This window comes from Domibacillus sp. 8LH (assembly GCF_038806185.1).
Classification (GTDB): domain Bacteria; phylum Bacillota; class Bacilli; order Bacillales; family Domibacillaceae; genus Domibacillus; species Domibacillus indicus_A.
The window spans coordinates 1-12,903 of sequence record NZ_JAVJNG010000046.1 but is presented as its reverse complement, the minus strand read 5'-3'; the positions used below and the strand labels follow the sequence as shown (position 1 = coordinate 12,903).

General features: G+C 45.6%; 13 protein-coding genes, 1 tRNA gene, 1 rRNA gene, 1 other RNA gene and 1 other annotated feature. Of the genes, 2 read left to right on the top strand and 14 right to left on the bottom strand.

Annotation, left to right across the window (positions count from 1 at the left end; translation table 11 throughout):
• Positions 1–235: 235 nt before the first annotated feature.
• The 7 genes from RG959_RS23150 to tadA form a co-directional block, all read right to left on the bottom strand.
• Positions 236–436 (bottom strand): pro-sigmaK processing inhibitor BofA family protein, encoded by a 201-nt coding sequence (locus tag RG959_RS23150; RefSeq protein ID WP_309091757.1) that lies wholly within the window; start codon positions 434–436, stop codon positions 236–238.
• 34 nt (positions 437–470) lie between these two features.
• Positions 471–689, bottom strand: coding sequence for a YaaL family protein (locus tag RG959_RS23145; protein WP_242237739.1), 219 nt, complete (start codon positions 687–689; stop codon positions 471–473).
• Positions 690–703: 14 nt separating this feature from the next.
• Positions 704–1,300: a recombination mediator RecR gene (gene recR, locus RG959_RS23140; RefSeq protein ID WP_242237741.1), complete on the bottom strand. Its 597-nt coding sequence runs from the start codon at positions 1,298–1,300 to the stop codon at positions 704–706.
• Between the two features lie 16 nt (positions 1,301–1,316).
• Entirely contained in the window at positions 1,317–1,637 is a 321-nt protein-coding gene (locus tag RG959_RS23135) for a YbaB/EbfC family nucleoid-associated protein (RefSeq protein ID WP_375164564.1), read from the bottom strand.
• 24 nt (positions 1,638–1,661) lie between these two features.
• Positions 1,662–3,383 (bottom strand): DNA polymerase III subunit gamma/tau, encoded by a 1,722-nt coding sequence (gene dnaX / locus RG959_RS23130; protein ID WP_342799161.1) that lies wholly within the window; start codon positions 3,381–3,383, stop codon positions 1,662–1,664.
• Positions 3,384–3,503: 120 nt separating this feature from the next.
• Positions 3,504–3,768: signal recognition particle sRNA large type (gene ffs / locus RG959_RS23125), an RNA gene on the bottom strand.
• 45 nt (positions 3,769–3,813) lie between these two features.
• On the bottom strand, positions 3,814–4,302 hold the full coding sequence (gene tadA / locus RG959_RS23120; protein WP_242237745.1) for a tRNA adenosine(34) deaminase TadA: 489 nt from the start codon (positions 4,300–4,302) through the stop codon (positions 3,814–3,816).
• A 54-nt stretch (positions 4,303–4,356) separates the two neighbouring features.
• On the opposite strand from tadA, the gene RG959_RS23115 reads away from it, so the two are divergent.
• A complete protein-coding gene (locus RG959_RS23115) occupies positions 4,357–4,905 on the top strand; it encodes a cysteine hydrolase family protein (protein WP_342799160.1) in 549 nt (182 codons plus the stop codon).
• A 47-nt stretch (positions 4,906–4,952) separates the two neighbouring features.
• Complete coding sequence (locus RG959_RS23110) at positions 4,953–6,239, top strand: glycoside hydrolase family 18 protein (RefSeq protein WP_342799159.1); 1,287 nt, start codon at positions 4,953–4,955, stop codon at positions 6,237–6,239.
• A 65-nt stretch (positions 6,240–6,304) separates the two neighbouring features.
• On the opposite strand, the gene RG959_RS23105 is transcribed toward RG959_RS23110, so the two are convergent.
• The 7 genes from RG959_RS23105 to rrf form a co-directional block, all read right to left on the bottom strand.
• A tRNA-Ser gene (locus tag RG959_RS23105) sits at positions 6,305–6,397 on the bottom strand.
• Between the two features lie 59 nt (positions 6,398–6,456).
• The gene (serS, locus tag RG959_RS23100; protein ID WP_315693665.1) at positions 6,457–7,737 is read right to left on the bottom strand and encodes a serine--tRNA ligase; all 1,281 of its coding nucleotides are present in this window, start codon (positions 7,735–7,737) and stop codon (positions 6,457–6,459) included.
• Positions 7,738–7,781: 44 nt separating this feature from the next.
• Positions 7,782–8,002, bottom strand: a binding site (T-box leader).
• A gap of 32 nt (positions 8,003–8,034) precedes the next feature.
• Positions 8,035–8,628: a pyridoxal 5'-phosphate synthase glutaminase subunit PdxT gene (gene pdxT, locus RG959_RS23095; protein WP_342799158.1), complete on the bottom strand. Its 594-nt coding sequence runs from the start codon at positions 8,626–8,628 to the stop codon at positions 8,035–8,037.
• Positions 8,628–9,509: a pyridoxal 5'-phosphate synthase lyase subunit PdxS gene (pdxS, locus tag RG959_RS23090; protein WP_242237755.1), complete on the bottom strand. Its 882-nt coding sequence runs from the start codon at positions 9,507–9,509 to the stop codon at positions 8,628–8,630. Before pdxS ends, pdxT begins: the two co-directional genes overlap by 1 nt.
• Positions 9,510–9,616: 107 nt before the next feature.
• Positions 9,617–10,957 carry a D-alanyl-D-alanine carboxypeptidase family protein gene (locus tag RG959_RS23085; protein WP_342799157.1) on the bottom strand — a complete coding sequence of 447 codons (1,341 nt, stop codon included), beginning with the start codon at positions 10,955–10,957 and terminating at the stop codon, positions 9,617–9,619.
• 147 nt (positions 10,958–11,104) lie between these two features.
• Positions 11,105–12,568, bottom strand: coding sequence for an IMP dehydrogenase (gene guaB / locus RG959_RS23080; RefSeq protein ID WP_342799156.1), 1,464 nt, complete (start codon positions 12,566–12,568; stop codon positions 11,105–11,107).
• A gap of 259 nt (positions 12,569–12,827) precedes the next feature.
• A 5S ribosomal RNA gene (gene rrf, locus RG959_RS25670) occupies positions 12,828–12,903 on the bottom strand; the annotation flags it as partial.

The following is a 12,903-nucleotide window of genomic DNA, read 5'->3' as shown; positions in this document are numbered from 1 at the left end:
GTGTTTTTAATGGAAGATAAAAATTAAAACGTTGACGTTTTTATTGATTTTGTTCAGTTTTCAATGTTCAATTCGTTCATGTTATCTCTGCGACAACTATAACATCATATCATTATCTGATGCGATGTGTCAATATCTTTTTTAACTTCTTTATTTCTTGCTAACTGCTTTTCAGCAGCAACTTTATTAATATACCAGCTCATCTCTTTCACGTCAATAACTTTTCAATATTTTTTTACGGGAAAACAAAAAAATAAATAGCTGCCAGAGAGAGAACTCCCGGCAGCCCGAGGAAACCGGCTAAAAAAGCGGTAAATGGATTTATCACAATATATAGATCCGTCTCTTGTATACATACATTGATCACGTATAAAAGAAAAGCACCTATCACTGTTTTCTTAAAAATCATCATTAGAATCTCGCTCAATTTTCGCATTTTTTCACGCTCCTCTTCTATATATAGAAGAGAATTATTCTTTTATGCGAATTTGCCGCTTTTTCGCTTCGCGGAACAAAAAGAAATATTTCGCTTGAGCGGCTTTCGTTTGAGCTTCGAGCTCATTATTTTGTTCAAAGCTAAGACGAAGCAGGTCACGATTTTTAAACCAATCTGTTCTTGCCTGGCTCATTAAGCTGATTAATTTATCATCATATATACTGCGCATGCTTTGTTTTTTGCGAAAAAACATAGATGCTTTCCTCCTTACAGCTCCCGGCGTCCCTCTATCGCCTTAGACAAAGTCACTTCATCGGCATATTCAAGATCACCGCCGACTGGAAGGCCATGGGCAATGCGGGTCGTCCGGATACCAGATGGTTTTAGCAGCCTGGAGATATACATCGCCGTTGCTTCTCCTTCGATATTCGGATTGGTCGCTAAAATGACTTCTTTAATGGTTTCATCCTGAAGCCGTTTCACTAAGTCCGGTACGTTGATATCTTCCGGCCCGATTCCTTCCATTGGAGAGATAGCGCCATGAAGAACATGGTACAAGCCATTGTATTCCTTCATTTTCTCCATTGCAATGACGTCTTTCGGGTCCTGTACGACGCAGACAATGCTTCGGTCACGGCGCTCATCTTTACAAATGGAACATGGATCTTGATCGGTAATATGGCCGCATACTGAACAATAGCCAAGGTCACGTTTGGCATTCACAAGTGCTTTCCCGAATTCAAGCACATCTTCTTCTTTCATGTTTAGCACAAAAAAAGCCAGACGAGCCGCTGTTTTCGGCCCGATGCCCGGCAATTTCATGAAGCTGTCAATCAGCTTCGTTATAGGTTCGGGATAATACATGTATAATTCCTCCTCTTTAGAAAGGAAGGTTCATCCCTTTCGTAAACTGTCCCATCGTCTGGTTCGTTTCATCGTCTACTTTTTTCAGCGCGTCATTTACTGCTGCAAGAACAAGATCTTGAAGCATTTCGATATCATCTGGATCTACAACTTCTTCTTTGATTTGAACATCGGTTACTTGTTTTTGGCCGGACATGCTGACTTTCACCATGCCGCCTCCTGCTGTTCCTTCAAATTGTTTTTCCGCCAGTTCTTCCTGCGCCTGCTGCATCTGCTTTTGCATTTTCTGCATCTGCTTCATCATATTCTGCATGTTGCCCATTCCTCCGCCACGCATCATGTTCATCATCCTCCAATTAAATTAGTCTTTGATTTCAAGAAAATCTTCTCCAACAAGCTCAAGCGCTTTTGACACGAGAGGATCTTCTTCCTCTTCCGGCACATCCGCTTCTGTTTCTTCACCTGGTGGTGCCATAACGCCTTCTTCTTTTTGCTTTTTTACAAAAGAGCGGCGAATGTCAAGCCACGCTTCTTCCGGCACAACAAGCGGCCGATATGGCTTGCCGGTTAATTCATTTAAAATCGTCGAAATGGAATCCATAAACGCTTTATTATCAGAGGCCATTTGACAATGAATTTCGTATTTAAATTTTAACACAAATGAGTCTGCAGACGCAGCGACAGGTTCTGCATCATTTAAAAGAGCTGCCTGAGAGCGCATTTGCCGTTCATTCAAGTAGCCAATCATATTGCCCCAGCGGCTTTTAATATTTTGAATATCCTGCTTGGTTGCTTCCGAAAGTATTTTTTCAATCTGCGGAACAGCCACTTTAAATTGATTGCTCGGGCGTGACATTTTCTTCGCAGACGGCTTCGGTGCTTCCGTTTCTATTGAGCCGGCCGGACGTTTTTTCAGCTCCTGTACTTCCTGCTCAAGCCGGTTTATTTTTTCAAGCAGGCCGGCGATTTCCGGGCCGGAGGCAGCAGACTCTGCTTTCACGTGAAGACGGCTCATTTTCACGAGAGCCACTTCAAGATAAATACGCGCATGATTGGTGAACTTCATATCCTGCTGCGCTTTATTTAAAATGGCGATATATTCATAAATAGCCGCTTCAGACACCTGTCTGGAAAGTTCTGTAAATGCTTCTTCCGCCATTGTGCGTTCTAACGATTCTTCAAGTTCCGGCGCCATTTTTAAAAGCAGCATATCACGGAAATATAAAATTAAATCCTCCGTAAATCGAGCCGGATCTTTTCCTTCCATAAGCAGCTTGTTCAGTGTTTGAACGGCTTCAGCGGCGTTTTGATTAAAAACGGCCGCGGCGATGCCCTGAAGCATCTCCTGCCCGACTGTCCCGGTTACTGTTAGAGCATCTTCTTCTGTTAAACGGCCGCGGCTGTAAGAAACCGCTTGATCGAGCAGACTAAGGGCGTCACGCATTCCGCCTTCCGCCGCCCGGGCAATGATCGGCAGTGCCGGTTCATCAAACGCTGTTCCGGTTTCATGTAAAATAAGCGTCATGCGCCCGGTAATCGCCTGAGCCGTAATTCGCTTAAAATCAAACCGCTGGCAGCGGGAAATAATCGTGAGAGGAATTTTGTGCGGTTCCGTTGTCGCCAAAATAAAGATCACATGTGCCGGTGGTTCTTCAAGCGTTTTTAATAAAGCGTTAAACGCGCCGGTTGAAAGCATGTGCACTTCATCAATAATATATACTTTAAACCGGACAGAGCCGGGTGCGTACTTTACTTTGTCGCGAATATCGCGAATTTCATCTACACCATTGTTCGAAGCTGCGTCAATTTCAATTACATCCTGAATAGATCCATCTGAAATTCCCCGGCAGGATGCACATTCATTGCACGGTTCTGCTGAAGGACCGTTTTCACAGTTTACCGCTTTAGCTAAAATCTTCGCCGCACTTGTTTTTCCGGTTCCACGCGGGCCGGAAAAAAGATAAGCATGTGAGATCTTGTCTTGAAGGAGAGCGTTCTGAAGCGTTTTCGTTATGTGCTCCTGCCCAACGACATCCGCAAAGTTCTGCGGCCGCCATACACGGTATAATGCCTGATAGCTCATTCTGTACCCCCTTCATCTTTCTTGTTTTATTATAAACGAACGAGCACACCTTTTCTATTCCAATGAAAGCAAAAAGACGCCCGGCAAACCGGACGCCTTGTTTATGTTTATTATGTAATACCGTGCACCTTCTGTCGACTGCCAATCACAGGCGTTACTTGAGCAGTTAGCTCAGCCCAGGCTGCCCCGCGGCACATGAGAGAGTCCACTTAATGCTGCTTCCTTCCGGACCTGACATGGTTCATGGGTTCCCATTGCGCAGGACCCGAACGTCAACGCCACTTACAAAAGGCAGACCCCACAATTAAACAGCCTCGAGAAGGAATTCAGTCCCGCTAGAGCGGATTGCGGATACAGGGCACCGCTACCTCCCCACTTAGCACGGCAAGATCTATTATACTACCCCGAGTCAAAAAAAGCAATGTGGAAACTATTTACTCTGTTGCTGCTTTTTTTGTTCCTTTTTCCTTTGCCGGATATTCCGAAAAAACTGTGTCAGGATCATGCCGCATTCTTCTTCCAACACACCGGGCACCACTTCGCAGCGATGGTTAAAACGGTCATCTTCAAGCAGATTCATCAGTGTACCGGCGCAGCCGGCTTTTGGATCTGCCGCTCCGTAAACCACCCGCTCTACACGAGACAATAAAATGGCGCCGCTGCACATTGGACACGGCTCCAGTGTAACGTAAAGCGTCGTCCCTTCCAGCCTCCAGCCTTCTGTTGCTTCACAAGCGCGTTGAATGGCTAAAAGCTCTGCATGGGTAACCGCGTTTTGAGTCGTTTCCCTCAAATTGTATCCCGATGCAATGACTTTATTGTCTTTCACAATTACCGCCCCGATCGGCACTTCACCGAGGCGCTCGGCTTTTTTTGCTTCCTCAATTGCCAGCTTCATAAAAAATTCGTCCACTTTCATGCTCCTTTCTGCAGAAATAAGGGTAGTACATATAGAAGTGAAGGAGGAACAGTTATGACCAAAAAATGTGCACTTCTAGTTGTTGACATGATTAACGATTTTCAATTTCCAAAAGGGAAACAACTGGCCGGCTTTACAAAAGAAACGATCGAACCGATTTTGCAGTTGAAAGATCATTTCCATCAAAAAGAATGGCCGGTTATTTATATAAATGACCACTATGGACTTTGGAAAGCGGATATTGCGCTGATTACAGACCACGCATCTAATGAAATAAGCGCTCCTATTATACAGCAAATAAAGCCGAACGACGAAGATTACTTTTTAATCAAGCCAAAGCATTCCGCTTTTTACGGTACCGCTCTTCATACACTGCTGCATGAACTAGGCGTAGATTCGGTAGCCGTAACAGGCGTAGCCGGAAACATTTGTGTTTTCTTTACTGCAAACGACGCTTATATGCGCGAGTTTAACATTTACGTTCCAAAGGATGCCATTGCATCAGAGGAAAAGAAATTCAACGAATATGCGCTTGAAATGATGGAAACAGTTCTTAGCGCAGATGTGCGCCCATCAAATGATTTGATTCAACTGTTGTCATAAGACGCCTTTCCTCTCTGTACACTTAGTATAGAGAGGAGGAACGGCGTATGGACATTTATGTTGTAAAAAGCGGCGATACATTATTTCAAATTGCACGGCGGTACGGGACAACTGTAGACGCAATCAGCGACGCAAACCAGCTTGCGACTCTGCCACATCTTGTGGTCGGACAGGCGCTGGTGATCCCTATTGCAGGAAGGTTCCACACTGTGGTCGCCGGAGACAGCTTATGGAAAATATCAAGGCAGTATGGAGTGACCGTTGAGGAAATTGTTCGTCTCAACGGTTTGTCGCCAACTGCTCCGCTTCAAATCGGACGTCGGCTGCGTATTCCATCGCCTCCAAAAAAACAAATTGAGTCTCTTGCTTACGTCGAGCCTTCTGCGGCCGGTTATTCAAGCACTATTCTCAATCAAGCCCGGGAAGCGGCCCCCCATCTCACTTACTTCGCCCCGGTCAGCTACAATGCAAGGCGGGATGGATCTTTGACAGAACCGGCTGTTCGTCCCATCGCAACAATTGCTGAACAACATGGCACCGTGCTCATGATGGACATTACCAATTTAGAAGAAGGACAGTTCAGTGGAGAGCTTGCTCGCGTACTGCTGAACGATACAGCTGTACAGGAAACCTTTTTAAACAATATCAGCCGGATTGCCGCCCAAACAAATTTCAGGGATATTCATTTTGATTTTGAATATTTGCGGCCTGAGGACAGGGAAGCATACAACCAGTTTCTCCGCCGGGCGGTGGAACGATTTCACCGCGAAGGCAAAACGGTTTCAACCGCTCTTGCGCCTAAAACAAGCGCCACCCAGCAGGGGCAGTGGTATGAAGCGCATGATTACAAAGCGCACGGAGAAATTGTGGATTTCTCCGTCCTTATGACCTATGAATGGGGATACAGCGGAGGTCCGCCAATGGCCGTTTCACCGATTGGACCTGTCCGTAACGTCCTTACGTATGCCGTAACGGAAATGCCTGCTTCAAAAATCGTCATGGGCCAGAATTTGTACGGATATGACTGGACACTTCCATACAGGCCAGGAAATCCGTTTGCAAGAGCGGTCAGCCCGCAGGAAGCACTACGGCGCGCGGCGCGTTACAACGCTTCCGTTCGTTATGATTTCACGGCACAGGCTCCTTTTATTGACTACACAGACGAAGAAGGACGCGCTCATAAAATTTGGTTTGAAGATGCACGCTCGGTCGATGCAAAATTCTCACTCATTAGAGAGCTCGGACTGGGTGGCATCGCTTATTGGAAAATCGGTTTTTCCTTTCCACAAAACTGGCTGCTGCTTTCTGATCGGTTTACGATCGTTAAAATATAAAAAGAACGCCCATCTGATGAGTCAGATGGGCGTTCATATCTCCAATTATGCACTTATGTTAAAAATGGAGGAGGAAAGGGGATTCGAACCCCTGCGCGGTTTGACCCGCCTGTCGGTTTTCAAGACCGATCCCTTCAGCCGGACTTGGGTATTCCTCCGTCGTATCGACAAGAATTAATTTATCATAGGGTAAATTATTCTGTCAACACGATTCCACTTATTTTTTTTCGATTTTTTCTTTGCCGCCCATATATGGACGCAGCACTTCTGGAATTAGAATGCTTCCGTCTTCCTGCTGGTAGTTCTCTAAAAGAGCTGCCACTGTACGGCCAATCGCAAGACCTGATCCATTTAGTGTATGCACATGCTCCGGCTTGCCATTTTTCTCGCGGCGGAAACGGATATTCGCCCGGCGTGCCTGGAAGCCTTCAAAGTTTGAGCAAGAAGAAATTTCTTTATATTCATTGTAGCTTGGCAGCCATACTTCAATATCGTACTTTTTCGCTGCGGTAAACCCGAGGTCTGCAGAACACATATCAAGCACACGGTAAGGAAGACCGAGCAGCTGCAGTACTTTTTCCGCATGACCTGTCAGCTTTTCAAGCTCTGCATAAGAATCTTCAGGCTTTACAAAACGAACCATTTCTACTTTGTTGAATTGATGCTGGCGAATTAAACCGCGTGTGTCACGGCCGGCAGATCCTGCTTCAGAACGGAAGCATGCGCTGTACGCTGCATAAGCGATCGGCAGGTCCTCACCATTTAAAATTTCATCGCGATGATAGTTTGTCACCGGCACTTCCGCTGTCGGAATGAGGAAGTAATCTTCCGCTTCAATTCGGAAAGCATCCTCTTCAAACTTTGGCAGCTGCCCTGTTCCCGTCATGCTTCCCCGGTTTACCATGTACGGCGGCATCATTTCTGTGTAGCCATGCTCTTCCGTGTGTAAATCCAGCATAAAGCTGATAAGAGCACGTTCAAGCTTTGAACCCGCCCCTTTATAGAAAGTAAAGCGGCTGCCTGTTACTTTGCCAGCACGCTCGAAATCAAGGATATCCAAATCGGTTGCTAAATCCCAATGCGGCTTTGCTTCAAAGCTAAATTCCGGCACGCTTCCCCATTTACGAATTTCCACATTATCTTCTTCAGAATCGCCTGCCGGGACACTTTCATGCGGGATGTTCGGCATCCGCAGCATCAGCTGCTCCAGTTTTTCTTCTGTTTCCCGAAGCTCCGTATCAAGCTCTTTAATTTTTTCGCCGACTTCACGCATTTCTGTAATGAGTGCATCCGCATCCTGTTTTTCTTTTTTTAAACGAGCAACCTCCTGTGATACTGTGTTGCGTTTGCTCTTCAGCTCTTCTGTCTGGCCAAGCAGCTCACGGCGCTTTTTCTCCAGTTCTTCAAAATCTTCAAATGCGCTCATATCCTCACCCCGGAACTTCAGGCGTTCTTTCACTTCCGCAAAATGAGACCGCAAATATTTCATATCCAGCATATGCAATTCCTCCTTTAAAAAATAAAAAAACTTCCGCCCCTATGGAAAGGGACGGAAGTTTGATTCCGCGTTACCACCCTGATTGAAAGCCATACAGCTTTCCTCTCAAACAACGTTTTAACGGCCTGCGCCGGTCAATGCCTACTCTTTGTGTTCAGCATCCCGCTCCAGAACGGATTCACCTGGCTTCTACACCGGTTCGCACCAACCACCGGCTCTCTTTAAGAAGAAGTATCAAGCTACTGACTTCCTTCATCGCGTTTCACTATTCGATTTGCATTCAATGTACTACATTTTTTATGAATGCGCAAGTGACGCTTTTGCCTGCTCCGCCATCTTGACAAAGTAAGCGGTAATGCGATGGTCATCCGTCAATTCCGGATGAAAGGAACAGCCGAGATATTGGCCGTTGCGTGCAGCGACAATCCGCCCGTCGCATTCTGCCAATACTTCTGTTCCTTCGCCGGCTGAGACGATATGCGGCGCCCGAATAAAAACAGCATTGTAATCATCTGCCACGCCTTTAATGGCAAGGTTTGCTTCGAAGCTTTCTTTTTGACGGCCAAATGAGTTTCGTTCAACCTTGATATCCATTAAGCCAAGATGCGGCTCATCATACCCAACCACTTCGCCAGCGAGTAAAATAAGGCCTGCGCACGTCCCGAACATTGGACGCCCTGATTCCCCGAATGCCCGCAGCGGCTTCATAAAACCGTAGCGGTCCATCAAGCGGCGCATTGTTGTACTTTCACCGCCGGGCAAAATCAGCCCATCCAGCTCATCCAGCTGCTCCGGCCATTTTACCACTACAGCCTCTGCTCCGCTTTCCTCTATTGAACGAACATGCTCACGAACGGCACCCTGCAAGCCCAGTACACCGATCTTTGTCATTACCAGCCGCGCTCCTGCATACGATCAGCTGCTGCGATGCCGGCAATTTCAAGACCTTTCATCGGCTCACCAAGCTCTTTCGAAAGTTCGGCAATCAATTTGTAGTCCTGGTAATGAGTGGTTGCTTCCACGATCGCACGGGCAAATTTCGCCGGGTTTTCTGATTTGAAAATACCAGATCCAACGAATACGCCGTCTGCACCAAGCTCCATCATAAGTGCTGCGTCCGCTGGTGTTGCAATACCGCCTGCTGCGAAGTTGACAACCGGAAGACGTCCTTCTTTTTTAATTTGCATTAACACTTCAAAAGGAGCGCCGTGAATTTTTGCTTCTGTCATAATTTCATCTTCGTTCATATGAACGAGCTTACGCACTTGTGCATTTACTTTGCGCATATGGCGTACGGCTTCTACGATGTTTCCTGTTCCCGGCTCGCCTTTTGTGCGGAGCATGGAAGCACCTTCACCGATACGGCGTGCTGCTTCACCGATATCACGGCATCCGCAAACGAACGGAACAGTAAAATCGCTTTTCAGCAAGTGGTATTCTTCATCTGCTGGCGTTAACACTTCACTTTCATCCAAGTAATCAACACCCATTGCTTCAAGCACACGTGCTTCTACAATGTGGCCAATACGCGCTTTCGCCATAACCGGGATCGTTACAGCGTTCATCACTTCTTCTACAATACGAGGATCTGCCATACGGGCAACGCCGCCTGCTTTACGAATGTCAGAAGGAACGCGCTCAAGAGCCATAACTGCAACTGCGCCTGCTTCTTCTGCAATTTTTGCCTGCTCCGCATTTACGACGTCCATAATTACGCCGCCTTTTTGCATTTCTGCCATTCCACGTTTTACACGGTCTGTACCTGTATTCATTTGATATTCCTCCTATATTGATCAGAAAGGTCTGATTTTTTGTAAAATACTTAAATCCTAATAAACACGAAAAATCACCTTCTGTCAATAGCAGAAGGTGATTTTTATTAAAACCAACCAGTTATCGTATCTATCAGCCAGTGCCAGCCGTTTGCGATTCCGCCGCCAACTGCCCGCATTGATAAAACAAACCAATTCGCTTTTTCAACGTTTTCGGCGGTTTTCACTTTTGTCTGACCGCCTGCTTTTAGGAAAGGAACAGCCTCTCCTTTTTCATCCTGAACTTCAACAAAACCAACCACTTTACCCTTTTTAACAGGGGCAACCAGCTCATTATTTTTATCCAAATCCGAACTATTTAACGTTATATCCGTTTTATATTTCGCGTTTGAAGCTTTTGGCACTAAAACAGACAGATCGGAAGCTGTTTCAAGCTTTACTTCCTTCTCTTTTCCTTTTTGAACAGGTACCGTTTCAGCTCCTTTTACAGTGCTGCCGGCTGCTGCAATTTCTTTACGCTCAAATTGAGTGAAGCCATAATCCATTAGCTTTTTCATTTCGGTAAAACGAGCGTTGTACGTCCCTTCGCCTTTATCATCCGTTGCATCCATCACAATACCAATTAACTTTTGGCCGTCGCGTTCAGCTGTTCCAGTAAAGCAATATCCAGCGAAATCTGTTGTTCCCGTTTTTAACCCCGTCATGCCCTCATATTCAAAAACAAGGGACGGAAGCATCCAGTTCCAATTTTCCATTGCAATTTCATCGTCAGTTCCCTCACGGAATTTCTTTTTCGGAATTCCCGCTGTTTCAAGAACCTCCGGATAATCGTTCACCAGCCGGTAAGCAAGTGTCGCCACATCCCGGGCTGTCATCGTATTTTCCTCTGTCGGTCCACCAGTCGTATGATGGCCTTTTAAGTCTTTATTGTTTAATCCCGTCGCATTGACGAATTTTGCTTTTTCCATTCCGAGTTCTTTTGCTTTTTTGTTCATTAACTTAACAAATTCCGCTTCTGAACCGGCAATTTTTTCTGCAATCGCGATTGTTGCCGCATTGGCTGAATAAATGGTCATCGCTTCATAGAGTTCACGGATTTGGTATGTTTCGTCCGCACGAAGTGGTACATTCGACAAGCTGCGATCCTGTGACACTTGATATACATACTCCGATACCTGATACGTATCGTCCAAGCTTACTTTCCCTTTTTTAACAGCCTCAAGCAGCAGATATTCTGTCATCATTTTCGACATACTCGCTACACCGAGCTGCTGGTTGCTATTTTTTTCAAACAAAATCTGTCCTGTTTCTCCATCAACCAAAATGGCTGCACCTGCATTAACATCAAATGCGGCATCCGCCTTTAACGCTCCCGGAGAAAATAATCCAAAAAACAACAAAATACTCAATACAACGGCACTGATCCGATACCCATTTCTTTTTCTCACACTCAAAACCCTCCATTTATTATGCAACACTTTCGTTATTGTACCATACACATTCAGGAGAAAAATAGACGAGAAACGACCTAGATAACTCGTTTCATAAAGAAGAAAAAAAGCCTGTCCGGCAATGGACAGGCTTTATATGTTTTCTTATAGAGAATAGTTAGGTGCTTCTTTTGTAATTTGCACATCGTGCGGATGGCTTTCACGAAGACCCGCACCCGTCATACGAACAAACTGGCTTTCTTCACGGAGTGCTGCGATATCCTTTGTACCGCAGTAACCCATACCTGAACGAAGGCCGCCTGTTAACTGATACAATGTGTCAGATAGTGGACCTTTGTAAGGAATACGTCCCTCGATACCTTCTGGAACAAATTTCTTTGCGTCCTCCTGGAAGTAACGATCTTTTGAGCCTTTTTCCATCGCGCTTACAGAGCCCATACCACGGTATACCTTGAAGCGGCGTCCTTGGAAGATTTCTGTTTCACCAGGGCTTTCTGATGTACCCGCAAGCAAGCTGCCAAGCATAACTGCAGAGCCGCCGGCTGCAATGGCTTTAACGATGTCACCGGAGTACTTAATGCCGCCATCGGCAATGATCGCTTTGCCGTGCTTACGCGCTTCTGTGGCACAATCGTATACAGCTGTAATTTGTGGTACGCCTACACCGGCTACAACACGCGTTGTACAGATAGAGCCTGGACCGATTCCTACTTTTACAACATCTACGCCCGCTTCGAACAGCTCACGTGTTGCTTCAGCTGTAGCAACATTTCCAGCGATAATGTTCAAGTCAGGATAAGCAGCGCGGATTTCTTTTACGGTGTTGATTACCCCTGCTGAGTGGCCGTGTGCCGTATCCACTACAATTACGTCTACCTGGGACTTAACAAGCATTTCAACACGCTTCATCGTGTCTCCTGTTACCCCAACAGCAGCGCCTGCTAAAAGGCGTCCCTGCGCATCTTTTGCCGAGTTCGGGAACTCGATTACTTTTTCAATATCTTTAATCGTGATAAGGCCTTTTAAAACGCCGTATTTGTCAATAAGTGGAAGCTTTTCGATTTTATGTTTTTGAAGAATTTTTTCTGCTTCATCCAGTGTAGTTCCTACCGGAGCTGTCACCAGATTTTCCTTCGTCATTACGTCTGTAATTAAAATGGAGTAGTCCTGGATAAAGCGAAGGTCACGGTTTGTCAGGATGCCAACAAGCTTTTGCTCTTCTTGATTGTTTACAATTGGCACACCAGAAATGCGATATTTGCCCATTAGATGCTCGGCATCAAACACTTGATGCTCAGGTGTTAAAAAGAATGGATCGGTGATAACGCCGCTTTCAGAGCGTTTTACTTTGTCTACCTGCTCAGCTTGCTGCTCAATACTCATGTTTTTATGAATGATTCCTAAGCCGCCTTGACGGGCCATTGCGATAGCCATATCGCCTTCTGTTACAGTATCCATCCCTGCACTGATCATTGGGATGTTCAATTTCAAGGTAGGTGTTAATTCCACCTTTAGAGATACGTCTTTTGGAAGCACCTCAGATTTAGCTGGAACAAGCAATACATCATCAAACGTTAAACCTTCTTTTTTGAACTTATCTTCCCACATAATTAAGCCTCCCTGACCGAAAAATATTATTAGTAGGTTATCAATTGAACGGGTATAATGTCAAGGTTCGCTTTATAAGTTAGATTTTTTGGAATTTTCACACTTAAATCCGAACGTTAAAGCAAACATTTTTTCACGCGGCAGGGAAACAATATTTCCCATATTCAGTGTCGCAGAGGCATTCTTCTGTTTTATTTTAGCTTGTTCTTCAAAAATTACAACAAAAAAGACAACCCGATTTCTCAAGTTGTCTTAGCGTGCCAGGCGGCGTCCTGCTCTCACAGGGGGAAACCCCCAACTACCATCGGCGCTGAAGAGCTTAACGGCCGTGTTCG